General features: G+C 67.4%; 22 protein-coding genes and 2 tRNA genes. 11 read left to right on the top strand and 13 right to left on the bottom strand.

The annotated features are described in order from the left end of the window. Positions 1–43 precede the first annotated feature (43 nt). Positions 44–1,870, bottom strand: coding sequence for a glutamine--fructose-6-phosphate transaminase (isomerizing) (glmS, locus tag J2852_RS09070; RefSeq protein ID WP_209874128.1), 1,827 nt, complete (start codon positions 1,868–1,870; stop codon positions 44–46). Between the two features lie 59 nt (positions 1,871–1,929). Continuing rightward, a complete protein-coding gene (gene glmU, locus J2852_RS09065; RefSeq protein ID WP_209874125.1) occupies positions 1,930–3,285 on the bottom strand; it encodes a bifunctional UDP-N-acetylglucosamine diphosphorylase/glucosamine-1-phosphate N-acetyltransferase GlmU in 1,356 nt (451 codons plus the stop codon). Between the two features lie 309 nt (positions 3,286–3,594). Here glmU and gph point away from each other — a divergent pair, with 309 nt between their 5' ends. Together gph and J2852_RS09055 are read left to right on the top strand one after the other, a co-directional pair. Then, entirely contained in the window at positions 3,595–4,260 is a 666-nt protein-coding gene (gene gph, locus J2852_RS09060; RefSeq protein ID WP_209874122.1) for a phosphoglycolate phosphatase, read from the top strand. Positions 4,261–4,411: 151 nt separating this feature from the next. Then, positions 4,412–4,681, top strand: a complete 270-nt coding sequence (locus tag J2852_RS09055; protein WP_209874119.1) for a hypothetical protein — start codon at positions 4,412–4,414, stop codon at positions 4,679–4,681. Here J2852_RS09055 and J2852_RS09050 read toward each other — a convergent pair. Further along, positions 4,678–5,508: a DUF3108 domain-containing protein gene (locus J2852_RS09050; protein WP_209874116.1), complete on the bottom strand. Its 831-nt coding sequence runs from the start codon at positions 5,506–5,508 to the stop codon at positions 4,678–4,680. The genes J2852_RS09055 and J2852_RS09050 overlap by 4 nt on opposite strands. Positions 5,509–5,663: 155 nt before the next feature. On the opposite strand from J2852_RS09050, the gene J2852_RS09045 reads away from it, so the two are divergent. Next, positions 5,664–5,738 (top strand) — tRNA-Val (locus J2852_RS09045). Between the two features lie 225 nt (positions 5,739–5,963). After that, positions 5,964–6,371, top strand: a complete 408-nt coding sequence (locus J2852_RS09040) for a hypothetical protein (protein ID WP_209874113.1) — start codon at positions 5,964–5,966, stop codon at positions 6,369–6,371. Between the two features lie 87 nt (positions 6,372–6,458). Here the strand turns inward: J2852_RS09040 and J2852_RS09035 are convergent, their stop codons facing one another. The 4 genes from J2852_RS09035 to J2852_RS09020 form a co-directional block, all read right to left on the bottom strand. After that, entirely contained in the window at positions 6,459–6,647 is a 189-nt protein-coding gene (locus J2852_RS09035) for a hypothetical protein (protein WP_209874109.1), read from the bottom strand. Positions 6,648–6,663: 16 nt separating this feature from the next. After that, on the bottom strand, positions 6,664–8,355 hold the full coding sequence (locus J2852_RS09030) for a cbb3-type cytochrome c oxidase subunit I (RefSeq protein ID WP_209874106.1): 1,692 nt from the start codon (positions 8,353–8,355) through the stop codon (positions 6,664–6,666). 18 nt (positions 8,356–8,373) lie between these two features. Next, a complete protein-coding gene (locus J2852_RS09025; protein WP_209874104.1) occupies positions 8,374–9,030 on the bottom strand; it encodes a cupredoxin domain-containing protein in 657 nt (218 codons plus the stop codon). Between the two features lie 78 nt (positions 9,031–9,108). Further along, entirely contained in the window at positions 9,109–9,444 is a 336-nt protein-coding gene (locus tag J2852_RS09020) for a hypothetical protein (protein WP_209874100.1), read from the bottom strand. Positions 9,445–9,619: 175 nt separating this feature from the next. Between J2852_RS09020 and J2852_RS09015 the strand changes: the two genes are divergently transcribed. From J2852_RS09015 to panC, 3 genes are all read left to right on the top strand, one after another. After that, positions 9,620–9,694: transfer RNA gene (locus J2852_RS09015), tRNA-Val, on the top strand. A gap of 181 nt (positions 9,695–9,875) precedes the next feature. Continuing rightward, the gene (locus J2852_RS09010) at positions 9,876–10,025 is read left to right on the top strand and encodes a sugar tyrosine-protein kinase (protein ID WP_343206703.1); all 150 of its coding nucleotides are present in this window, start codon (positions 9,876–9,878) and stop codon (positions 10,023–10,025) included. 185 nt (positions 10,026–10,210) lie between these two features. After that, positions 10,211–11,104 carry a pantoate--beta-alanine ligase gene (gene panC, locus J2852_RS09005; RefSeq protein ID WP_209874094.1) on the top strand — a complete coding sequence of 298 codons (894 nt, stop codon included), beginning with the start codon at positions 10,211–10,213 and terminating at the stop codon, positions 11,102–11,104. Between the two features lie 4 nt (positions 11,105–11,108). Here panC and J2852_RS09000 read toward each other — a convergent pair whose 3' ends face one another. Further along, positions 11,109–12,731, bottom strand: a complete 1,623-nt coding sequence (locus J2852_RS09000) for a hybrid sensor histidine kinase/response regulator (RefSeq protein WP_209874090.1) — start codon at positions 12,729–12,731, stop codon at positions 11,109–11,111. Positions 12,732–12,954: 223 nt separating this feature from the next. Between J2852_RS09000 and gabD the strand changes: the two genes are divergently transcribed. Together gabD and J2852_RS08990 are read left to right on the top strand one after the other, a co-directional pair. Then, positions 12,955–14,448 carry an NADP-dependent succinate-semialdehyde dehydrogenase gene (gene gabD / locus J2852_RS08995; RefSeq protein WP_246499396.1) on the top strand — a complete coding sequence of 498 codons (1,494 nt, stop codon included), beginning with the start codon at positions 12,955–12,957 and terminating at the stop codon, positions 14,446–14,448. Positions 14,449–14,562: 114 nt separating this feature from the next. Then, positions 14,563–15,024, top strand: coding sequence for a flagellar basal body-associated FliL family protein (locus J2852_RS08990; protein WP_343206702.1), 462 nt, complete (start codon positions 14,563–14,565; stop codon positions 15,022–15,024). Between the two features lie 52 nt (positions 15,025–15,076). On the opposite strand, the gene J2852_RS08985 is transcribed toward J2852_RS08990, so the two are convergent. Together J2852_RS08985 and J2852_RS08980 are read right to left on the bottom strand one after the other, a co-directional pair. Then, positions 15,077–16,309, bottom strand: coding sequence for a hypothetical protein (locus J2852_RS08985; RefSeq protein WP_209874086.1), 1,233 nt, complete (start codon positions 16,307–16,309; stop codon positions 15,077–15,079). Between the two features lie 157 nt (positions 16,310–16,466). Then, a complete protein-coding gene (locus tag J2852_RS08980) occupies positions 16,467–17,858 on the bottom strand; it encodes a class II 3-deoxy-7-phosphoheptulonate synthase (RefSeq protein WP_209874083.1) in 1,392 nt (463 codons plus the stop codon). A gap of 214 nt (positions 17,859–18,072) precedes the next feature. Here J2852_RS08980 and J2852_RS08975 point away from each other — a divergent pair, with 214 nt between their 5' ends. After that, a complete protein-coding gene (locus J2852_RS08975; RefSeq protein WP_209874080.1) occupies positions 18,073–19,425 on the top strand; it encodes an AmpG family muropeptide MFS transporter in 1,353 nt (450 codons plus the stop codon). A 130-nt stretch (positions 19,426–19,555) separates the two neighbouring features. Here J2852_RS08975 and J2852_RS08970 read toward each other — a convergent pair whose 3' ends face one another. The 3 genes from J2852_RS08970 to J2852_RS08960 all read right to left on the bottom strand — a co-directional run bounded on the left by J2852_RS08970 (position 19,556) and on the right by J2852_RS08960 (position 22,563). Continuing rightward, positions 19,556–20,455, bottom strand: coding sequence for a manganese catalase family protein (locus tag J2852_RS08970; RefSeq protein WP_209874077.1), 900 nt, complete (start codon positions 20,453–20,455; stop codon positions 19,556–19,558). Positions 20,456–20,617: 162 nt separating this feature from the next. Further along, positions 20,618–21,970, bottom strand: coding sequence for a glutathione-disulfide reductase (gene gor, locus J2852_RS08965; protein ID WP_209874073.1), 1,353 nt, complete (start codon positions 21,968–21,970; stop codon positions 20,618–20,620). A gap of 107 nt (positions 21,971–22,077) precedes the next feature. Continuing rightward, positions 22,078–22,563: a flagellar basal body-associated FliL family protein gene (locus J2852_RS08960; RefSeq protein WP_209874070.1), complete on the bottom strand. Its 486-nt coding sequence runs from the start codon at positions 22,561–22,563 to the stop codon at positions 22,078–22,080. 405 nt (positions 22,564–22,968) lie between these two features. On the opposite strand from J2852_RS08960, the gene J2852_RS08955 reads away from it, so the two are divergent. Beyond that, complete coding sequence (locus J2852_RS08955) at positions 22,969–24,117, top strand: nicotinate phosphoribosyltransferase (RefSeq protein ID WP_209874067.1); 1,149 nt, start codon at positions 22,969–22,971, stop codon at positions 24,115–24,117. Positions 24,118–24,164 lie beyond the last annotated feature (47 nt).

Genomic DNA, 24,164 nt, shown 5'->3' with positions numbered 1-24,164 from the left:
ACCCCCGCCTGCCATCCCAGGCGGGGGTTTTCTTTGTCTGCGTTTACTCGACGGTGACGCTCTTGGCGAGGTTGCGCGGCTGGTCCACGTCGGTGCCCTTCAGCACGGCGACGTGATAGGCCAGCAGCTGCACCGGGATTGCGTAGAGCAGCGGGGCGACCAGCGGGTCGCAGGCCGGCAGCTCCACCGACCAGCGGACCTTGTCGCCCAGCTTGTCGATGCCCTTCTTGTCGGCGATCAGCAGGACCTTGCCGGAACGGGCGCAGACCTCCTGCACGTTCGACACGGTCTTCTCGAACAGGCCGTCGGAGGGGACCAGCACGATCACCGGGACGCTCTCGTCGATCAGCGCGATGGGGCCGTGCTTCAACTCGCCGGCTGCGTAGCCCTCGGCGTGGATGTAGCTGATCTCCTTGAGCTTCAACGCACCTTCCAGGGCCAGCGGGTACATGGCGCCACGGCCGAGGTAGAGAACGTCGCGGGCCTCCGACACTTCCTGCGCCAGTTCCTTCAGGCGCTCGTCGTGGGCCAGCACGTCGGCGGCGCGGGCGGGAACCTCGCGCAGCGCCTGGGCGATGGACTGCATGCGCTCGGCTGGGATCGCGCCACGGGCGCGGCCGACCGTCACGGCGAGGCAGGCCAGCGTGGTCAGCTGCGTGGTGAAGGCCTTGGTCGAGGCGACGCCGATCTCCGGCCCGGCCATGGTGTAGAGCACCGCGTCGGATTCACGCGCGATGGTGCTCTCCGGCACGTTGACGATGGAGAGGATCTTCTGGCCCTGGCGCTTGCAGTAGCGCAGCGCCTCCAGCGTATCCAGCGTCTCGCCCGACTGTGAGATGAACAGCGCCACGCCGCCCTCCGGCAGCGGGGCCTCGCGGTAACGGAACTCCGACGCGATGTCCACCTCGACCGGCAGGCGGGCCAGCGTTTCAAACCAGTACTTCGCGACCACGCCCGCGTAATAGGCGGTGCCGCACGCCACGATGGTCAGCTTGGTCGCCTTCGCGATGTCGAAGTTGAACTCCGGCAGGGCGATGTAGCTGGTCACCGGGTTGATGTAGGCGTTCAGCGTGTCGCCGATGACCTGCGGCTGCTCGTAGATTTCCTTGAGCATGTAGTGGCGGTAGCCGTCCTTGCCGATCAGGGCGCCGGACAGGGCGGTGGTTTTCACCGCGCGCTCCACGACCGCGTCCGAGGCGTCGTGGATCACCGCGCCCTCGCGGGTCAGCTCGACCCAATCGCCGTCGTCGAGGTAGCAGATGCGGTTGGTCAGCGGGGCCAGCGCGAAGGCGTCGGAGGCGAAATACATCTCGCCGTCGCCGTAGCCCACGGCCAGCGGCGTGCCGTGGCGGGCGCCGATCAGAAGCTGTTCCTGGCCCGCGAACAGCAGAACCAGCGAGAAGGCGCCGGTGAAGCGCTTGAAGGAGGCGGACGCGGCCTGGACCGGCGTCATGCCTTCCTTTTCCAGGTAATAGGTGACGAGGTGGGCGATGACCTCGGTGTCGGTCGCGCTCTCGAACACGTAGCCGTGGCCGATCAGCTCGTCCTTCAGCTCCTGGTAATTCTCGATGATGCCGTTGTGGACGACGGCCACGCGCTTGGTCGCGTGCGGGTGGGCGTTGTCCTCGGTCGGGCCGCCGTGGGTCGCCCAGCGGGTGTGGCCGATGCCGATGATGCCGGGCAGCGGCGCCTCGCGCAGCTTGGCGTCGAGGTTCAGCAGCTTGCCTTCGGCGCGGCGGCGCTCGATGGCGCCGTTGACCAGCGTCGCCACGCCGGCGCTGTCGTAACCACGGTATTCGAGACGCCGCAGGCCCTCGACCAGACGGGGGGCCGCGTCATGCGTGCCGATGATGCCGATGATGCCGCACATGGACCTGCAACTCCTGAATGGTGGCAACGGAGTGTCCGACCGACGAGGCCGGGGCTACGTTACGCCTTTTTCGCTTTCTCGTTTTGCTTCCGTTCGCGGAAGCGCTTGGCCCAGCCGGAGTAAGCCTGCTGCCGGCCGCGGGCCACGGCCAGCGTGTCCGCCTCCACGTCCGTGGTGATGACGCTGCCCGCCCCGATGATGGCGCCGTCGCCGATCTTCACCGGCGCCACCAGCGAGCTGTTGGAGCCGATGAAGGCCCCGGCGCCGATGTCGGTCAGGCTCTTGTTGTAGCCGTCGTAATTGCAGGTGATGGTGCCGGCGCCGACGTTGGCCTTCGCACCCACCCGCGCGTCGCCGATGTAGGTCAGGTGGTTGACCTTGGCGCCGGCCTCGATCCGGGCGTTCTTGACCTCGACGAAGTTGCCGATGTGGACGTCCGGGCCGATCTCTGCACCCGGCCGCAGGCGTGCGTAGGGGCCGATCTGCGCGCCGGATTCGATGCGCACCTGCTCCAGATGGGTGAAGGACTTGATCTCCACCCGGTCGCCGACGACCACGCCGGGGGCGAACACCACATGCGGGCCGACGATCACGTCGCGGCCGAGCTTCGTGTCGAAGCTGAAGGTGACGGTGTCCGGGTCGGTCAGGGTGGCGCCGTTGTCCATGGCGGCCTTGCGCAGGCGGCGCTGGATCAGCTTTTCCACCTCGGCCAGTTCGGCGCGGGAATTGACGCCGACCACCTCGGCCGGGGCGGCCTCGACCACCGCGCAGGTCATGCCGTCGCCGCGCGCGATCTGCACCACGTCGGTCAGGTAGTACTCGCCCTTGGCGTTGGCGTTGCCGATGCGGTTGATCAGGTCGAACATCCGCGCGCCGTCGAAGGCCATCAGGCCGGCGTTGCACAGGCCGACCTTGCGCTCGTCCTCGGTGGCGTCGAGATATTCGACGATCTTCTCCAGCCCGCCGCGCGCGTTCAGGATCAGGCGGCCATAGGCGGCCGGGTCGTCCGGGCGCATGCCCAGCACGACCACCGCCGGGTCGCTGGCCTGACGGCGAGCGGCCACCATGGCGCGCAGCGTGTCCGGCGTGACCAGCGGCGTGTCGCCGTAAAGAACCACGACGTCCCCCGAGAAGCCTTCCAGCAGGCCGAAGGCGGAGTGAACGGCGTCGGCGGTGCCGCGCTGTTCATGCTGGACGGCGGTGGGGTAGGGGGCGACCGCCGCCGCCACGTCGTCCATGCCGGGGCCGACCACCACGACCACATGGTCGGGGTCCAGCGCCTTCACCGCCGCCAGCACATGGCCGACCATCGGCCGTCCGGCGACGCGGTGGAGAACCTTGGGCATGTCGGATTTCATACGGGTGCCCTTGCCGGCGGCAAGGATCACGCAGGCGAGCGGGCGGTGGGTGGTCATGCGTATCTCTGCGTTAATGTCGCGTTCGTTATGCCGGCCGGCGGGAAAACGGGTTGATCAAATCACACGGATATTCACTGCCACAGTCGGCGCGCAATGCCCAAGTCAACTTTTGTGTCATCGTGTCATAGGCATCTAGGCATTTCGGGCCAAAGGGTTGGGCCGGTCCGCGCCGCAATGGCTAACCCTGTCTAAGGGGGTGGTGGAGTCCTGTAAAGGGCGCCTCGTCGGATTCGGGGGCCGGATGACGGGGAAGGGCGGGGCGTGCTATCGAACGTGGCCGTCAGCCTCGCGATCGGGATACCCACGATGCCCACTCATTTCTCCTCCGTCGTCTTCGACCTGGACGGCACGCTGATCGACAGCGCGCCGGACATGACCCGCGTGCTGAACCGCACGCTGGCCCGGTTCGACCGGTCCGCCCTGACGGAAGCGCAGGTGCGCACGATGGTCGGCGACGGGTCGGCCAATCTGGTGCGCCAAGCCTTCGCCGCCACCGGGGAGCCGCTGGACGACGGGACGGTGCAGCCGGTCCTGCGCCATTACCTCGACACCTATTATGAAGACTCCGAGCCGTCGCGGCTTTATCCGGACGTGGCGGAGACCCTGCGGGATCTCGCCGGGCAGGGGGTGCGGCTGGGCCTGTGCACCAACAAGCCGGAACGCATCAGCCGCAAGCTGCTGGGCATGCTGGGTTTGTCCGACCTGTTCGGCGCGGTGGCCGGGGGCGACACGCTGCCGGTGAAGAAGCCGGACGGGCGGCATCTGGCCTGGGTGCTGGAGCAGTTGGGCGGCGGGCCGGCGGCGATGGTCGGCGACAACGGCAACGACGTGAAGGCCGCCCGCGCGGTCGGCATCCCGGTTGTGGCGATGAGCTACGGCTATCCGCGCATGCCGGTGGAGGACCTCGGCGCCGACGTGATCCTCGACCACTTCGCGGAGCTGCCGGCGGCGCTGGAGCGGCTGGCGGGGTAGGGCCAGAGGGATGGCCAGCGGGGGCGGGGCCGTAGGTCCCACTCTTGTCATGGTTAATGAGAGATTAACAGTGGCTAACGAAAGGTAAATCCCGTTAGATGGGGCCGTCGCCCAGTCGCGCAGATGCCAGTCTTTCCGATGGAGGAACCCGATGGCCCAGATCCTTTCCTTCCCCCAGAAGACCCTGTCCGTCGAAGCCAGCCGTGACGATGCCGCCCGCGCCGTTGCCCGCCGCCAGATGGAAGCCGCGACCGCCGAGTTCGACCGCATGCTGGCCCACCATTCCGACCTTCAGCGCCAAGCGGCGGAGTTCAGCCGCCTGTGCGAGGAAGCCACGAGCGAGCGCCCCTCGGCCGAGGTTCTGTATTATCCGGTGGCCCAGTCCCCGGTAGCTGTGTCCGCCGAGCGTCTTTACGCCTAAGGCTTTTCCGCCGTTTGGGGCGCCACGCTGGCGCCCGTGAGGTGAACGACCACGCCGCCGAAGCCGCTGTCGGTTTCCACCCGCACCGGCAGGGGCGGTCCGCCGGGCGTCACCGGCGCGATCCACACATCGACGGGCGGGCGCTCCTCCGGGCCGGGGTTGCGCTGCCAGAAGGCGCTGTTGGGGGTGCGGTTGTAGCCCGCGATGGGCGTGTAGGACACCCGGCACTGCCGGGCCGGTCCCGAGAAGATCGAGTAGCGGGACTGCCCCACCTGCTGCATGCCCTGATCCGAGAACAGCATGTCGTAGCGCCGCCGCCCGTCATAGACCGGGACCTTGCGGCCGCAGCCCTCGCCGCGCAGGCCGGCGAACAGCACCGTCAGCACGCCGCTGAGCGGGTCCTGCGTGGTGCGGCGCAGCGATTCGGGAACGGGCTCGCGATCGTCGTCCTGCGGGGGCGGCGTGACCTTGGCCTGCACGTTGCCGCGCCCGTCATACTCCAGCGTCACGTTGCGCGGCTTGCCCCGGAAGGTGCTGACCTGCGTGTGCCGCGCCGGGGCCAGCCCGTCCGGCCGCACCGCGCCGTCGCTTTGCGAATGCGTCTGCCAGGGAAACATGCGGCCGAGAAAGCCGTCCGTTGCCGCGTCCACTGCCACGCTGTAACGGTCGCCGGACAGCGATAACTGCGCCCGCGCGTCGAGCACCGCCACGCCGCCGACATGCACGCGGTAGGTCAATTGCCAGTTCTGCGCAAGGGCGGGCAGGGGAGCTAGGGACAGGAGGGCCGCAAGCAATCCGGCGTAAAGGGGCGGGTGGCGGGCGGTCACGGGGCGGTGTCTCCGGGCTGACGGGTTTCTTTGATATTGGTGCGAAACAGACGCTTGACAGGTGGGGGCGAGCCCTATAGAAACCCGCCTCACCGCAGCGGCGGGCACGACGCGAAAGCGAAACGAGCCAAGCGGCTGAACGGTTTCCTTGGGATGGGCGCATAGCTCAGCGGGAGAGCACACCCTTCACACGGGTGGGGTCGTAGGTTCAATCCCTACTGCGCCCACCATCCCAAAGCCTGAACGGTTCAGGCCTTTGCGGATGGACCATCCCTTTCTCCTTTCCAAAATCAGTGATCGATTGGTTCGGCGCGCTTCGGGCATGGAGCGGTTTGCCGAACTGTTTCGATTCGTCTGAACGGAACTTGAACGGGCCGTTCAGGTTCGGCTCAGGGCCGTTTTGCCATGCTCTCCTCATCGGGGCGTTTGATCGCCCGTGAGATGGAGGAATGGACATGCGCAACACAGCCGCTTTCGCCCTTTTCGTCGCGACGCTCTCGGCGGGTGCCGGGACGGCCTACGCGGACCAGAAACATTCCCCGGTGCAGGCCTCGGCGCCGCAGCCGATCGCCGATGTGCTCAACGCGGGGTGGGGTACCGTCGCCGGCTCGGTGACGGCGGTCGGTGCCAACTGGCTGACCGTCAGCGACGGGGCGAGCCAAGCCGACGTGACCGTCCGGGGCTTCCTGCCGGAAGGCATCCGTCCGAACGACCCGGTCACCGTCACCGGACGCACCCGCCACGGCAAGCTCATGGCCAGCCAAGTCATCCTGGCCGATGGGACCGCGCACGGTACCGTCGGCAAGGGCGAACGGCATGCCCGCGCCGACGATCATGATGACGACCGCCACGATGACGATTGAGGAGTCATGAGCGGCAAGAGGGGCCGGATGTTGCGTCCAGCCCCTTTGCCCCGGCTCCTTCGCCCCGGTTCGTTCGCCGTTGGCCCGTCAGCCCTGGCGCGCCTTGCGGCCGATGGCGGTCAGCAGGCCGGCAAGCAGCAGGAACAGCACGGCGCCGCCGCCCCAGACCCGGACGTAGCCGGGCATGCCGAGGCTGGGGACGAAGGCGTAGACAGCGGCCAGCACCGCCCACACGGCGGCGATGGTCAGGGTCAGCCAGAGTTCGTCGTTCTTCATGGCTTTTCTCCTGCGCTCAGTGTCCGTGACCGCCGCCGACGGCGATGATCGGCAGAGACTGGATCAATTGGAACGCGACGATGGTGAAGACGTACATGGCGGCGACCAAGGCCGCGACCGACAGTGGACCGGTCCAGGCGGGTGCGGCACCGACTCCGTCCGGCCCGGCCCGCCAATCGACCACGGAGGCCTGAAAGGCCGGCGTGCGACGGGACAGCAGCGTGCGGACGACTCCGTAGACGGTGACCGCAATGGCGACGGCGAAAACCGTGGCGCCGACGCCGACCAAGGCCATCAGAACCGGCCAAGCGGCCGGGGCCACCCCGCCATAGCTGACGTCGAACACCCGGCGCGGCACGCCCATGAAGCCCGCCGCGATCCCCGCCGCTCCGAACAGCACGAGGCCGGCCGTCACCAGCGCCGGCATGCGTGTCAGCACCGCCGGACGCCACAACGCGCCGCCGCCGAAAGCCGGGAGCATCACCATCATGGCCGCCAGGAAGGTCTGGGTGAGAACGCCCGCCGCGAAGAAATGAAAATAGCCGGGCACGAAGAAGGTGTCCGACAGCAGCGGCGCCAGTTCGCCCTGGATCAGCACGAAGGCGAAGGTGATGCCGACCATCATGTTCACCGCCGCCCAGCCCATGTTCGCCATGGCCGGGTTATCCCAGGGCAGCCCGCGCATCCAGCCGAAGAGGCCGGAAGCGCCACGCGCCCGCGCGCTGGCCTCCAGGGAGGAGACGATGATGGCGAAGGCCGCCAGCGTCGGCACCGACACGAACAGCGACAGCAGCGAGCCGACAACGCGCACGCTCTCCGACAGGTTCGGCTCCAGGAACATGTGGTAGAGGCTGGTCGGCGGCACGAAGACCAGATAGGCGGCGAAGACGATCTTCGACATCCTGGCGCCGTGGATGGACTTCACGCCCGTCAGGTGCTCGGTCAGCACGTACCACACCAGCACCGTCGCCATCAGCGGCAGGTAGTGCAGGTTGTGGAACAGGATGTGCCATTCCGTGCCGTGATCGGCCGGGAACGGTCCGGCGCCCAGCGACCACAGCACGCCCGGCAGGAAGGCGTTGGTGGCGGCGATGGCGCTGACCACCAGGAAGCCGGCCCAGGCGAACAGCGCGAAGCCGATGGAGGAGAATTCATCCGCGTCACCGCGCAGGCGCGGCTGGAGGACCGTGGCGATGCCGCTGACGGCGGACGCCACCAGACCGGCCGACAGCAGCAGGTAGCCCAGCGCGAAGAAACCGACCGAGCGCGGGTCGTCCACGGCGAGTTCCGGGCTGCCGTCGTAGAGCAACGGCGTGCCGGTGGCGGAGATCCACTCGCTGACGCCGAAACCGGCCAGCATCAGCGCGGCGCCGAGCCACGCGACGGGGCGGAGAGCCAAGCCACGCCCGTTCTCGGCCGCCGCCAGCACCAGCAGAAGAGCCGCCTGGATCAGGTAGAGCCAATAGAAAAAGACCGAAACGCCGTGCAGGGTCAGGATGCGGTAGGCGTCGTCCGGAAAGAAGGTCAGTGCGCCGGCGCGGGCCAGCGCGGTGACGAATCCTCCGGCGAGGCCCAGCGCCAAGGCCAGCAGGGCGGCGCCGAACAACAGCTTCAACAGGGCCTTGTCGGCCGCCGGCAGGGCGGCGATCCGGGCGGTCAGGCGGGAGCGCGAACCGGCCGGGGCGAAGGGTGTCGACATGGAACTCATAATGCGTCCTCCCTTCAATCAGCCGACGACGATGCGGCCCTGCATGGCGTCGTGCGCTTGGCCGCAATAGACGGTGCAGTAGACGAGGTACTCGCCCGGCTTGGTGAAGGTGATCGTCTGTTCGGTGACCGTGTTGGGGCGCAGGCGGATGATGCGGCTGCCCGACCCCAACTGAATCGAGGCACCATGGGTGATGTCGTCCGCCATCATGCGGAACCGGTAGGGCTGGCCGGTTCTCAGACGGATGAAATCGGGGCTGTAGGCGAACTTCTGCGCCATCAGATAGACATCGACGGGTTCTCCGTCGGCGCCATGGGCATGGCCGGCGGTGGCGCCGTGCTGACCGTGGGCGCTGCCGCCGGTGTGCGGGTTCATGCTGCCGTCGTCTTGAGCGTATTTCCGGACGAAGGCGTCGTGTTCGAAGCGGAATTCTTCGGGCGCCATGCCGGTGGACGCGCCGTGGCCACCATGGCCAGCGGGTTCGGCGGGCGCCTCCGCGGCGCCATGACCGTCATGGTTGCCGTGTGAGTCGGATTCGGGAGTCGCCGAGGGTTTGCCGCCGAAGGGGAGCGGCGCGGCGCCGTAGGCCGCCCAGGCGCCGTACAGGGAAACGGCGCCGAAGCCCAGCCCGGCGATGAAGCCGCGACGGGTCGTGAAATGCCTCGAATCGGGCATGATGGAAGTCCTCTGATCGCGTGATGGGAATCGCTCGCGCATCGCCGGATGGCGGCATGCGTCGGAGCGCTCAGCGGGTCAGAGGCTGGACTTCGGAGGAGGCGTGTCCGGGGTGATGTCCCGGGCGTTGGGCGCGTTGCTGGGGCGCGGGTGCCAGGACGCTTCGACCACCCTCTCCGGGATCGAGGCGCCGTGTTGCGCCGGAGCTTCGGCGGCAGGGCAGCAGGGGGCTACGATGACCAGTGCGGCCTTATGCGAAGCGCCGTGCGTTGGGGCCGAGGGCGCATGCTGGGTGCCATGGTGGTCCATGGCGCCGGGATGGGCCTCCGCATGCGCCATGGCTCCGCCCGCCATGCCCATCAGGAGCGCGAAGGCGAACGCCAGTGTGGCGAAGATGTGGCCCAACCGCTTCATGTCTGCCGTTGTTGCGGACGACGGGTATGCCCCGGCCCTCTGAACGATCGCCTTCATGTGGGTGCGCTTACGGACCGGTGTCAACCGATTATCCTGGGGCTTGCATTCGCCGCGGCAGTGCTGTTAGGGTGCGCCCCCGCCGGACGGTCGATCCGTTGGCTGAGTTTCCTGGGATGGGCGCATAGCTCAGCGGGAGAGCACACCCTTCACACGGGTGGGGTCGTAGGTTCAATCCCTACTGCGCCCACCATCCCAATTTCAAAAGGCCGGAGCCGACGCTCCGGCCTTTTGTGTTTCCGGTGGTGCGTGTCTTTTTGAGGCGAACGGGCCGATTTTTGATTCAGATCAGCTACAGGGAGTGGGGTTTTCGTCTAGCTGTGCGCTCTTAGAGTCGACCTCTCAGCTGGAAGAGTGAAATGGAAGATACGCGCGTGACCCTTCTCGCCCTCGGCCTGCTGGTCGTGGCCCTCGTCGTCATCCTCGGTTCGGTGGTCCTGTCGCCGTCCACGCTGGTGCTGCTGGCCACGCTCGGCGCGTGGATCAACCTGACCTATCTGGTCGCCATCACTCTGAAGCGCTGACGTTCGGATCGGGCAGGGGGGGGCGTCAGCCCCTTCTGCCCACCGAATCCGGTTGGCCTCGTCAGGTTGGCCGAATCAAAAAGTTGCTCGAAAACAGAGGGCGGCTTTAACAGTGTGACTGGACAGGGGGCGGTCCGGCGGTTTATCCCAGCGCCGTTTTCGACGCTCGCGTGGGGACCCGTTCCATGACCACCCTGGCTTTTGCTCAGACCTCCGCCCTGCAAACCGTGCGAACGGTGGACGACCTCCGCGCCCAGGTGGCCGCGTGGCGCCAGAAGGGCGAGACGGTCGCGCTGGTCCCGACCATGGGCGCCCTGCACGACGGGCATCTGGCGCTGGTGCGCCGCGCCCGCGAACTGGCCAGCCGCGTGGTCGCCAGTGTGTTCGTGAACCCCACCCAGTTCGCGCCTCACGAGGATTTCGACCGCTATCCGCGCGACGAGGCGGGGGATGCCGCGAAGCTGGTCTCGGCCGGCTGCAATCTGCTTTACGCCCCCACGGTGCGGGAGATGTATCCGGAGGGCTTCGCCACCTCCATGGCGGTCGGCGGCCCGGCGGAGGGGCTGTGCGGCACCTTCCGCCCGCAGATGTTCGGCGGCGTGGCTCTGGTCGTCACCAAGCTGTTCCTCCAGGCGCTGCCCGATGTGGCGGTGTTCGGCGAAAAGGATTACCAGCAGCTGATGGTGATCCGCCGCTTCACCCGCGACCTTGACATCCCCGTGCGGGTGGAAGGGCTGCCGACCGTGCGCGAGGCCGATGGGCTGGCCCTGTCCTCGCGCAACGCCTACCTGTCCGCCGATGAGCGCGCCCGCGCGCCGGAGTTGAACCGCGCGCTGGTCGAGGCGGCGACGGCGCTGTCCGCTGGCGTGGATGCCGGCGCGATCCTGGAGGCGGCCAAGGCGCGCATCACCGCCGCCGGCTTCGGCACCATCGACTATGTGGAACTGCGCGACGCCGAGACGCTGGAGCCGGTCCGCCGCGTGGAGCGCCCGGCGCGCCTGCTCGCCGCCGCCTGGATGGGCAAGGCGCGGCTGATCGACAATGTGCCGGTCGCGGTGGGGCCTGTCCCGGCGGAATAAGCCCTCACCCTTCCTTGGAAAGCAGTCCGGACGGCAGCAATCCCGACAGGGCTTCGCGCAGCAGGGCGGGCGACACCGGCTTGTGCAGCACGGAGCAGCCGAAGGCCTTCGCCTCCAACAAGGGGGCGGAGCCGGTCTCGCCGGTCAGCAGGATGCTGCGCACCGGGCCGTCGTACAGGTCCTGGATGGCGCGCAAGACAGCGACCCCGGTGATCTCGTTGCGCAGGCGGTAGTCGGCAATGACCGCGTCCGGCGGGCGCGGCGAGGCGCGCAGCTGCTGGTCCGCCTCCTCCCATGACCCGGCGTCCAGCGTCGCGTAGCCCCACTGCCGGATCATGGCGACCAGCCCGGCGCGGACCAGCGAATCGTCGTCCAACACCATCACCAGCTGGCCGTCGCCGTCGGACGGGTTCGCGCCGACAACGGCAGGCTCCGGCAGCGGCTGGGCGGCGGCGAGGGGAACGATGACCGAGAATTCGGACCCGACGCCGAAGCGCGAGCGAACCTCCACCGGATGCCCCAGCAGGCGCGACAGGCGCCGCACGATGGCGAGGCCCAGGCCGATGCCCAGGTTGCGGTCGCGTTCCGGGTTGGAAAGCTGGGTGAACTCCAGAAAGATGTCTTCCAGCTTTTCTTCCGGGATGCCGATGCCGCTGTCGCGTACGGTGATGGTCAGCGCTTCGGAGTCGGCCCTGCACTCCATCTCGATGCCGCCGTCCAGCGTGTAGGCCAGCGCGTTCTCGATCAGGTTGCGCAGGATTCGGCCCAGCAGCCCCTGATCGCTGCGCACCGCGACGGCGCAGGGGGCGAGCGTCCACGCCAGCCCCTTGGCGGCGGCACGCGGGGCGTAGGTGGCGTTCAACTCGTCCAGCAGGTTGGACACGGGGAAGTCCGACAGGCGCGGCTGAACGGCGCCCGCGTCGAGCTTGGAGATGTCGAGCAGCTGGTCGAGCAGGGAGCGCAGGCCGTCCAGGCTCTTTTCCAGATTGGCGACCATGGTCCGCCCGCGCTCGCCCGCGACGTGGGGGCCGAGGGCGGCGGCGAACAGCAGGGCCGATTGCAGCGGCTGGCGCAGGTCGTGGCTGGCGGCGGCCAGGAACTTGGACTTGGCGAGGCTGGCGCGCTCCGCCTCCTTGCGGGCCAGGATTTCGGCGCGCATTTCCACGGCAGCGCGTTCGTGCGCCTTGCGGTCGGTCAGGTCGGTGGAAATGCCGACGAATCCGATCAGCTCCCCCGCCTCGTTGTGCAGGGGTGAGATGGCGAGAAGAACGGCGAACCGCGACCCGTCCTTGCGGACGTAGATCCACTCGCGCTCCGAACGCAGGCCGCGCCGGGCCTTGGCGACGAAGACCTCGAATCCGGGTTCGACGGAAACGCCCAGCTCGCGGGACAGGCGTTCGGCCTCGTCGGCGATCTCTCGGGGATCATGGAAAGTCGCGGGCGTGGCGCGGCCGATCAGCTCGTCGCGCGAATAGCCCAGCTGCCGTTCGGCGGCCGGGTTGATGTCCACGATGATGCCGTGCTCGTCCGTCGCGACGATGAGGTGCGTGGCGCCCGCAAAGATGGCGTCGCGAATTGCCCGGTGCCGCTCGGCTGTCGCCGGCAGGCCGCCGTTGCCGCTTTCCATGCTCTCCATCCCCTCAGCACGCTCTGCGTGCATTATTCGTCCGCCGCTCAGGCTTTGGGCGGTGCATTCGCTGGGGGTGCATGCTGCCGAATGCGGCGGCGGCAAGTCCAGGGCAAAGTGCCTTGAACCAGCGAAGAAATGCCGCACTGCATCCCGGCGGTCGCAGCCGCGACGAAGCGCCCTATACTCCTTCCTAAACAAACATTGAGGGAAGGAAGGCACGATGCCGTACGATTCCGTGGACACCGCCGCCCGGCTTGGACTGAAGGACGCCGAACTGCTGCGTTTCCAGTGCTTTATCGACGGGCGCTGGGTCGATGCCGACAGCGGCAAGACGGTGGAGGTCACCAACCCTGCCGACGGCACCGTCCTGGGCGCGGTGCCGATGATGGGCGCCGACGAGACGCGCCGCGCCATCGAAGCCGCCAACCGCGCCTGGCCGGCGTGGCGCGCGAAGACCGCCAAGGAGCGCGCCGCCGTGCTGCGCCGCTGGTTCGAGTTGATGATGGCCGCGCAGGAGGACATCGCCCGCATCATGACGGCGGAGCAGGGCAAGCCGCTGGCCGAGGCGCGGGGCGAGGTGGCCTACGCCGCCTCCTTCATCGAATGGTTCGCGGAGGAGGGCAAGCGCGTCTACGGCGACACCATCCCGCAGCATCTGGAAGGCCGCCGCATCGTCGTCACCAAGGAGCCGATTGGCGTCACCGCTGCGATCACGCCCTGGAATTTCCCGGCCGCGATGATCACGCGCAAGGCCGGGCCGGCGCTGGCCGCCGGTTGCCCGATGGTCATCAAGCCGGCGACGGCGACGCCGCTGACCGCGCTCGCCATGGCGGTGCTGGCGGAACGGGCGGGACTGCCGGCGGGGGTGTTGAGCGTCGTCACCGGGTCGGCCCGCGCCATCGGCGACGAGATGACCGGCAACCCCATCGTGCGCAAGCTGTCCTTCACCGGATCGACGGAGATCGGCAAGGAGCTGATGGCCCAGTGCGCCGGCACGGTGAAGAAGATCTCGCTGGAGCTGGGCGGCAACGCGCCCTTCCTCGTGTTCGACGACGCCGATCTGGACGAGGCGGTGAAGGGCGCCATGGCGTCCAAGTACCGCAACACCGGCCAGACCTGCGTGTGCGCCAACCGCATCCTGGTCCAGTCCGGCGTCTACGACGCCTTCGCGGCCAAGCTGGCCGAGGCGGTGAAGGCGCTGAAGGTCGGGCCGGGCCTGACGACCGAGGGCGCGCAGCAGGGGCCGCTGATCGACATGGCGGCGGTGGAGAAGGTGGAGGACCACATCCGCGACGCGCTGGACAAGGGCGCCCGCGTGGTGACCGGCGGCAAGCGGCATTCGTTGGGCGGCAGCTTCTTCGAACCGACGATCCTCGCCGACGTGACCCCGGCCATGAAGGTGGCGCGGGAGGAGACCTTCGGCCCGGTCGCCCCGCTTTTCCGCTTCGACAATGAGGACGAGGCGGTGCGCATGGCCAACGACACCGAATTCGGGCTGGCCGCCTATTTCTACAGCCGCGACATCGGCCGGGTGTGGCGTGTGGCCGAGGGGCTGGAATACGGCATCGTCGGCATCAACGAGGGCATCATCTCCACCGAAGTGGCGCCGTTCGGCGGCGTGAAGGAAAGCGGCATCGGCCGCGAGGGCTCCAAATACGGCATCGAGGACTATCTGGAGATCAAATACTTGTGCATGGGCGGCGTCGGTCGCTGATTTCGCGCGGGAAAGTGGGGCCGGTCGCGTGCGGCGATTTGACCGGCCCCACGTTCTTCCATACACTCGCTTGTCCGATTATTGCCACAGCCCCGCTTGGGGTGGAAAGGCGGCGTGGTGCGGTTTGTCCGGCGCGGCGAGAATGGGGAAACGGTTTCCCTGACACCGCTGGTCATTGCGGTGGCGCTGGTGCTCCTCGCGGCGGCGGGGGCCGGCGGTGTGGCGGCCATCAAGTCGTCCGCGCGCCAGCCCGACGCCAGCGACCGCATGGGGCCGAAGAAGAACTACGCGGCCCTGCCGACCATGACCTTCACGCTGGGCGGTGGGGACGCGCGCATCGTGGACGTCCGCGTGCTGCTGGAAATCGACCCGAATGTGGACAACAAGGTCGCCGATCCGTACGTCCCGCGCATCGCCGACCAGATCTCCGACCGGCTGCGCCAGATCGAGCCGGGCCAGCTCAGCGGGGCCGAAGGGGCCAAGCTGATGAAGGAGACCATCGCGTCGGTGGTGGACCGCGAAATCCGCCCGGTGCGCGTCCGCGACGTGCTGCTGGACCGGATGGTCGTTCGGTGATGTGGCAAGGTTGCGGAGCGCCCGTCCGGACGCTCCCAACCATGTCCGGAACTCAATTCGCGGCGTAGGAGTATGTGCCGCAGGTCTGGTTGCGGGCAAAGCTGTAGAGCGCCAGCGGCATCCGGCCGATGTTCGAGTGCGACTGGACGGACGTCGGGCTGCACATCGTCGCCGACGGCGTGCCGGCCGGCAGCAGCGGCTGCTTCGTGCCGGTCCCCTGGGCGGAGGGCGGCGGCGGGGGCGGAGGAGCCTTGAAGGTGTAATTGACGATGGGAGTCGGCGGCGTCCCATTCTGCCACGGCGACGTGATGGTGATTTGCGCGCCCTCCGGGAATGGCGCCCCGTGGAACCCGACATTGGTCCCCGCGCCGGTGCCGGTCGGTGCCGCCGGGCAGACCGATGGGTAGTCCTTGTCGTTGACCCACACGTTCATGGCGGACATGCCGGTGTCGAGCAGCATGGTGCCGCACTGCGCCGCGGTCGGGGTGCCGCCGCCCGGCGGGGTCACCTGGAAGCAGCCTTCGGCGCTCATCGCCGGCGTGCCGTCCTGCGTGGTCTGCAACAGCGGAGCCCAGGCGGAGAATTTCCGCGTCACCTGCTGGTTCAGGCCGACGACGACCTGATCGCCCTGAAAGATCCAGCCCTGCGTCTCGATGCCGGGAATCTGCTGGAACACGTTGGTCAGCGTCGGCAGCTTGCCGGTCTTGAGCGTCACGCTTGCCGGAGGCGTCTGGAAGCCGATGCCCATCATGCCGGGACCGCCGACCTTGCCGGGAGCCGGCTGAACCAGCGCCTCGCAGTTGGTGGGCGACTCGGTGTTGTTGCTGCCCTTCACGAACGAGCATTTCTCGACGGCGGCGTACAGTTCCACCGGGGAACTGTTCACCGTGGTTCCCAGCCGGTCCTTCAACTGCACGGTCGTCCTGACCATGTAGCCCAGGTAGCCGTTTCCGCTGCTGCCGTAAACGTACTGGGACTTGGCGGAAATCACGAAGCCCGAGGTGTCGTTGTCCGGATCGCTGGGAAATCCGGCGACGGCGTAATGGGGAATGACCAGAACGTTCGAGCCGGTGTCGAGCATCACGTCCGCGAACAGACGCCCACCGTCGGCGGACACCTGCAGGAAGTAACCGTCGTCCAGTGAAAAGGGCTGGTTCGGCTGGGTCAGCGCCGACAGGGTGTAGGACTTGCCGGTGGCCGAGATGGTGCAATTCTGAGCCAGGGCCGGTGATGCAACGCTGGCCATCAGGACACCAGCGGCGGCGATGCGCGCGGTACGCTTCATGAGACCTCCGGGACGATCGTGAAAGCGATCAATATCCTGGAGGCATATCCAAATAATTGTGTTGGAGAAAGAAAACTCTCGCACGCGTGCGGCAATGTCACACTCTCTCCCTGCCGCCTCTCCCGTCCAGGGACGGGAGAGGGAACGGCGGAGAGGGTTACTCCGCGGCGGCGGCGGCGCGGCGTTCGCTGTCGCGCTGGAGGCGGACGCGCTTCAACTCCTCGGCGAGGAGGAAGGCCAGCTCCAGCGACTGGCTGGCGTTCAGGCGCGGGTCGCAGGCGGTGTGGTAGCGCAGCGCCAGCTTGTGATCGGTGATCGCCTGGGCGCCGCCGGTGCACTCCGTCACGTCCTGGCCGGTCAGCTCGAAATGGACGCCGCCGGCGTGGGTGCCTTCGGCCTGATGGACGGCGAAGAAGTTCTTCGCCTCCGCCAGGACCTTGTCCACCGGACGGGTCTTGTAGCCGTTCGACGCCTTGATGGTGTTGCCGTGCATCGGATCGCACGACCAGACCACGACGCGGCCCTCGCGCTGAACCTTGCGGAGCAGGGGCGGGAACTTTTCCGCGACCTTGTCGGCGCCCATGCGGACGATCAAGGTCAGGCGGCCGGCCTCGTTGGTCGGGTTCAGGACGTCGATCAGGCGGATCAGCTCGTCCGGGTCGGTCGTCGGACCGCACTTCAGGCCGATCGGGTTCTTCACGCCGCGCAGGAATTCGACGTGCGCGCCGTCCAACTGGCGGGTGCGGTCGCCGATCCACAGCATGTGGGCCGACACGTCGTACCAGTCGCCGGTGGTGCTGTCCACGCGGGTCAGCGCCTGCTCGAACGGCAGCAGCAGCGCTTCGTGGCTGGTGAAGAACTCGGTCTCGCGGATCTGCGGGGTGGTCTGGGCGGTGATGCCGCAGGCCGCCATGAAGGCCAGCGTCTCGTCCAGGCGGTTGGCGATCTCGCGGAAATGCTCGCCGGCCGGCGACCGTTCCACGAAGCCCAGCGTCCACTGGTGAACCTTGTGCAGGTCGGCGTAACCGCCCTGGGAGAAGGCGCGCAGCAGGTTCAGCGTCGCGGCGGCCTGGGTGTAGGCCTGCATCATGCGCTCCGGATCCGGAACGCGGGCGTCGGGGGTGAAGTCGAAGCCGTTGATGATGTCGCCACGGTAGGACGGCAGCTCGATGCCCTCGATCTCCTCCGTGTCGGCGGAGCGCGGCTTGGCGAACTGACCGGCCATGCGGCCGACCTTCACCACCGGGATGGACGCGCCGAAGGTCAGCACGACCGCCATCTGCAGCAGGACGCGGAAGGTGTCGCGGATGTTGTTCGGGTGGAACTCCGCGAAGCTCTCGGCGCAGTCGCCGCCCTGCAGGAGGAAGGCGTTGCCGGAGGCGGCGGCGGCGAGGCTTTCCTTCAGCCGGCGCGCCTCACCGGCGAAGACGAGCGGCGGATAGGAGGACAGACGCTGCTCCACCGCCTCGACCTTGGACGGGTCCGGATAGGTCGGCATCTGCTTCGCAGGCTTCGACCTCCAGCTGTCGGGGGACCAACGCTCGACCATGACGCCTACTCTTCCTTTGCTAAGGGTGGGCCTCCATTAGGCCGATGATCGGCCCAAGGGGTCAACTCTATAGTCGTGTTTTTGAAACTTTTCCACAGTTTCTGGCGCAACGTTTGCAATTGTATGTGCGTCATGGCGCCCGAAAAAGCGCTCTGGCGGCTGATGTACGGGCGTCCTATACACGGAAGAGACCGATTTTGAAGGGCTTTATCCGGTGAAACCGTCGTCCTGGGGCGAAGCGGCCTCCGTCTATCTGGACCGGCGCGTGCTGGCCATCCTGTTCCTGGGCTTTTCCGAAGGGCTGCCGCTGGCGCTGACCGGGGCGACTCTGTCGGTCTGGTTGCGGGAAGGCGGGATCAGCAAGACGGCCATCGGCCTGTTCGCCCTGGTCACCATGCCCTACGCGCTGAAGTTCGTCTGGGCGCCGCTGATCGACCGGCTGCGGCTGCCGGTCGTCACGCGGCTGTTCGGGCGGCGGCGCGGCTGGGCGCTGGTCACCCAGGTCGGGCTGATGGCGGCGCTGGTCGGGCTGGGCAGCACGGACCCGGTGACGCAGCTGTGGTGGACGGCCTTCTTCTCGGTCGTGGTCGCCTTCTGCTCGGCCAGCCAGGACATCGTCATCGACGCCTTCCGCGTCGAGGTGCTGGAGGAAAGCCAGCAGGCGGCGGGGGCGGCGGTGCTGGTGCTGGGCTACCGCTTCGGCATGCTGGCGGCAGGGGCGGGGGCGCTCTACATCGCGGAATTCTTCGGCTGGCACATGGCCTATTACGCGATGGCGGGCCTCGTGTCGGTCGGCATGGTCACGATCCTGCTGAACCGGGAGCCGCGCGTCGCGGCCTCGGCGGAATCGCAGGCGCGGGAACGGCACGTGGCGGAATGGCTGGCCGCGCGTCCGCACCTGACCGGGCGGCAGGCGGACCTGCTGGCCTGGTTCTACGGGGCGGTGGTGGCGCCGTTCGTGGAGTTCATGACGCGCCCGGCCTGGGCCGGCGTGCTGCTGTTCATCGCCTGCTACAAGCTGGGCGACGTGCTGGCCGGGGTGATGGCGGCGCCCTTCTACGTGGACCTGGGCTTCGAGAAGACGGAAATCGCCAACGTCACCAAGCTGTTCGGTCTGTGGGCGACGATCATCGGCGGGCTGGCCGGCGGGGTGCTGGTCGGCCGGATCGGCGTCATGCGCGGGCTGCTGGTCGGCGGCCTGATGCAGATGGCGTCGAATCTCGGCTACGTCATGCTGGCCTGGGTCGGGCACGACGTGTCGGCGCTGGCCGTGACGGTGGCGGTGGAGAACGTCTGCGGCGGCATCGCCACGGCGGCCTTCGTGGCCTACCTGTCGAGCCTGTGCAACGTGGCCTACACGGCGACGCAGTACGCGCTGCTGAGCAGCTTCTACAAGCTGGGCGGCGATTTGTTCGGGGCGTCGTCGGGCTGGCTGGCGGACCGCATGGACTGGGTGAGTTTCTTCCTGCTGTCGATGGGCGGCGCCCTGCCGGGGCTGATGGTGCTGCTGTGGCTGATGAGCCGGCCGCGACCCAAAGTTCCTTCTCCCCTCTGGGGAGAAGGTTAGGATGAGGGGGTTCGGCACCAGCCGAAGACCCAGCCAAAGACATTGTAGCCGAAGAGCATGAGGCGCGCGGCCCCCTCACCCTGACCCTCTCCCCAGAGGGGAGAGGGAATTGGGGAGCCGAACGCGGCCTTTACTTCGCGGCCTTGGTCATCTTGCCGGCGCCCGGACCGGCGCCCAGGTCGGCACCCGTCAGCGGGTTGACATCCGTCCGCGACTTGGTGCGGGCGGCGGTCTGGTTGATGGCGGCCATCTCGGCGGCGGCGAGCTTGACGGACGGGTTGCCGTCGCCGCCGTTGACCGGGCCCTGGTTGGACTTGACCTCGACGAACTCCCACTGTTCGCCCTGGTTCCAGGGGCCGCGCGCGTCGCCCGCACCCTGGCTCATGTTGTAGTACTTGTCGGTGTATTCGGGGTTGCCCGGCAGCTTGCCCGGCGGGAAGTTGTTCTCGATCGAATAGAGCGCCTTCTCGAACATCTTCTGGTGCGCGACCTCGCGCGTCATCAGGAAGGTCAGCGCGTCCTTCACGCCGGGGTCGGGCGTCAGGTTAATGAGGCGTTCGTAGATGATCTTGGCGCGGGATTCCGCCGCGATGTTGGACCGCAGGTCGGCGGTCGGCTCGCCGATGGAGTCGATGTAGCCGGCGTTCCACAGTTGGCCGGCGGAGTTGGTCAGGGCCGGGCCGCCGCCGTAGAGGACGGCCAGCGTATGACTGCCGTTGCCCTTGGCGATGTCCCCGTAAAGCTCCGCCGCTTCCTCCGCACCCTCGGCCAGCTTGCCCTTCACGCCTTTGGTCAGCATGGCGACGATGCTGCCGATGATCTCAAGATGGCTCAATTCTTCGGTCGCGATGTCGATCAACATATCCTTACGGCCCGGATCCTCGTCGGCCAGACCTTGCGTGAAATAACGCAGGGCCGCCGCCAGTTCGCCCTGCGGGCCGCCGAACTGTTCCAGCATCAGGCTGGCGAGCCTCGGGTCCGGTTCCGAAACGCGCACCGTGTACATCAAATTCTTATTGTGCATGAACATTCGGAGATTCCTCGCGCTCGGTTGCAGAGGGGAAGGAGGTCTCCGGACCGTCCGAAAGAGGAAGATCGGGGCCGGGCCGGAAACGCTGTCCCGCCCACAACAGCAGGCGCTTTAGAAGCGTTCCAAAACCCCGGCCCCGAAACTGAGATCTTAGCCCTGAAATTACGCAACCTTCTCGCGCATCAGGACGAACTCCTCGGCGGTCGAGGGGTGCAGGGCGATGGTGCGGTCGAAATCGCGCTTGGTGGCCCCGCAGTTCAGCGCGATGCCCAGGCCCTGCACGATCTCCGGCGCGTCCATGCCCATCATGTGGCAGCCGAGCACGCGCTGGCTGTCGCCGTCCACGATCAGCTTCATCAGCACCCGCTCGTCGCGGCCGGACATGGTGTGCTTCATCGGGCGGAAGCCGGCCTTGTAGATGTCGATCTTCGGGTGTTTGGCCCGCGCCTCCGCCTCCGTCAGGCCGACGGTGCCGAGCGGCGGGACGGAGAAGACCGCCGTCGGGATGTTGGCGTAGCTGATGCTGGTCGGGTTGTCGTTGAAGACCGTCTCGACGAAGGCGCGGCCCTCCGCGATGGCGACGGGGGTCAGCGCCATGCGGTCGGTCACGTCGCCCACGGCGAAGATGTTGTCGACGTTGGTGCGCGAATACTCGTCCACGCGGATGGCGCCGGCCTCGTCCAGCGCGATGCCGACGTCCTCCAGGCCGAGGTCGCGGGTGTTCGGGCGCCGGCCGGTCGCCGCCATGACGAGGCCGGCCGAATGCTCCCGCCCCAGATGGTCGGTGATGGTGAAGCCGCCGTGGCCGTTTTCGATCTTCTCCGGCTTGGTGCGGGCGACGATGTTGATGCCGCGCTTGCGCATTTCCTGGGCGAGCGTGATGCGGATGTCGTCGTCGAAGCCGTTCAGCAGCTCCTCGCCGCGAATCATGATGGTCACTTCGGCGCCGAGGCCACGGAAGATGCCGGCGAACTCCACCGCGATGTAGCCGCCGCCGAGGATGATGACGGAGTGGGGCAGGGTGCCGAGCTGCAACGCCTCGTTGGAGGTGACGGCGTGCTCGATGCCGGGAATCTTCGGCAGCGACGGCCAGCCGCCGGTGGCGATCAGGATGTTTTTGGCGGTGTAGCGCTTGCCCGCGACCTCCACCGTGTGGCGGTCGATCAGGCGGCCGAAGCCGGTGAACAGCGTGACGCCGGAATTCTCAAGCATCTTGATGTAGATGCCGTTCAGCCGGTCGATTTCCTTGTCCTTGCGGGAAATCAGGGTCGGCCAGTCGAAGGCGGGCACGTGGCTGTCCCAGCCGTAGCCGCAGGCATCCTCGAACGCGTCACGGAACTGGGAGGCGTAGACCAGCAGCTTTTTCGGCACGCAGCCGCGGATCACGCAGGTGCCGCCGACCCGGCTGCCCTCGCAGATGGCGACCTTGGCGCCCATGGCCGCCGCGCGCCGGCTTGCCGCGACGCCGCCGGAGCCCGCACCGATGGTGAAGAGGTCGAAATCGAACTCGGCCACAGCCGTCTCCTTACATCCCGTTTTTCGTTTGGTCCGGAGTGTTCCGCATTCCGGACGCCCTGTCGAGGGGGCAGGGTTCGCTTGAAGAGGATGTAGGTTTGGGAGGCTCAGCGCAAAAGCATCTCCTGCACCAGCACCTGGCGGACCTTCAGGGGACGCATTTCCTTGGCCGCCGTCTGCATCACCGCGTCCTTGATGAAGAGGGAGCCTTCGCCGCCGCGCAGTTCGGCGGGATCCACGTCCAGCATGCGGGTGCTGAGGGCGTTGGTGATCCGTGGAACGAACGAATCGACGGCCTTGGCCTCCACCGCCGGATCCATCTCCAGCACCACGCGGACGCGGAGTTCGTGCAGGCGGTTGCCGTCGCTCAACGTGAAGTTCATGGTCGGCAGACGGGCGTAGTTGGCGACGGGCCGCACCGCTTCCGCCACCGGACGGCCGGCGTGGGCCGTGCCGGGCTTCAGCAGGAAGATGCCCCCGGCGCCGGCAGCGGTCAAAGTGACAAGCACCGCAAGAAGAGCCAGGATGACCTTGCTTCCGACCCGGTCGGGCATCGACGGCGATTCGGCCCTGTCAATGACGGCGTCGCTCATGATGTGCCTCTTCGCCCCGTGCCCAAGTCATGAAACTCTTGTCTTGAGGGATATGTTGGAAGAAGCCGGAGGCAGTGTCAAATTCGGGTATTTTATACTATTGAATGCGAGGTAACTCTTGTCGGAAGGTCGGCCGTTGTTTCTCTGGTGTTTGGTTTTGAAATGGTTCGAAATTCGTAATGGATTTTTCGTGTGTTCGCTTGGTTGAGCGGATGCCGTCAACAATCCGGAACCGAGGCGCAACGCCGCCGCTTGCGCGCCGTTTACAGGGATGAAGCCTCTTCCACCGGAGGCTTAGGGCGTATAATGCTGGTTTTCCAACCGGATCGCCGTTCCCGCCCAAAGCGAGGGGCCGCGACCCGGTACCGTGGGAAGGGCAAGAGCGGGAAGACGAAGGACACCGCCATGGATGAGACCAAAAACCGGACGCCGGCCAGTCACCCCTCTGCCCCGGCGATCGCGGAATGGACCGACACCTACTTCAAGCGGACCAAGGAGGCGGTCGGCAAGTTCGGCGACAAGAGGGTCACCTACGCCGTCTTCATGCGCCGCCCGGTGGTCTGCGCGCCGCGACTCGCCATCGAATGGCTGCAAGCCGTGGCGCGCGACCGCGGATTCGAGGTGGACGTCGAGCTGATGTACCCCGAGGGCAAGTGGGTCGGCGCCGGTGAGCCGATCATGTACATCACCGGCAGCTTCTACCATCTGGTGGACACGGAAACGATCATCCTCCAGAAGCTCGGGCCGGCCTGTGTTGGAGCGTACAACGCCTTCACCATGTGCGCGGACCTGCCGAAGGTGGCCTTCCTCGCCATGGAGGCGCGCCACTGCGCCGGCACGGAGATGGAGGAGATGATGGCCTACGCCGCCTCCGTCGGGTCCGACCGGGCCAAGCGGAAGGTCGGCGCCAAGGGTTTCATCGGCAACGCCACCGACGCCACCGCCCATTTCTTCGGCCAGAAGAAGGGCATGGGCACCATGCCGCACGCGCTGATCGGCTATGCCGGTTCCACCGTGCGCGCGGCGGAGATGTTCCACGAGACCTTCCCCGACCTGCCGCTGACCGTGCTGGTCGATTACTTCGGCCGCGAGATCACCGACGGGCTGGAGGTTTGCCGGCGCTTTCCGGAACTGGCGGCGCAGGGCAAGCTGGCCGTGCGGCTGGACACGCCGGGCGGGCGCTTCGTCGAGGGGCTGGACCCGCCGGGGTCCTACGCGGTGCTGGAGCGGCACGCGCCGCACGCCATCCGCGGCTATCGCGACGAGACGCAGCTGCGCTACCTGATCGGCACCGGCGTGTCGGCGGCGGCGATCCATTACGTGCGCGAGAAGCTGGACGAGGCCGGCTTCCCGGCGGTGAAGATCGTGGCGAGTTCCGGCTTCGGTCCGGCCAAGTGCCGCCTGATGGCGGAGGCCAACGCGCCGGTGGACGTGATCGGCACCGGCAGCTATCTGCCCGAACGCTGGACCGAGACCTACGCCACCGCCGACATCATCGAATACGACGGTGAGAAGCGCGTGAAGGTCGGCCGCGAGTTCCTGTTCCGCCGGTGATCGGCGGTGGGCGTGTGCCCCTCTCCCGGTCCCGCCAGGAGAGGGGA

The sequence above is a fragment of the Azospirillum soli genome (assembly GCF_017876165.1).
GTDB lineage: Bacteria > Pseudomonadota > Alphaproteobacteria > Azospirillales > Azospirillaceae > Azospirillum > Azospirillum soli.
The sequence above is the reverse complement of the archived record's forward strand: the minus strand, read 5'-3'. Positions and strand labels throughout refer to the sequence as shown.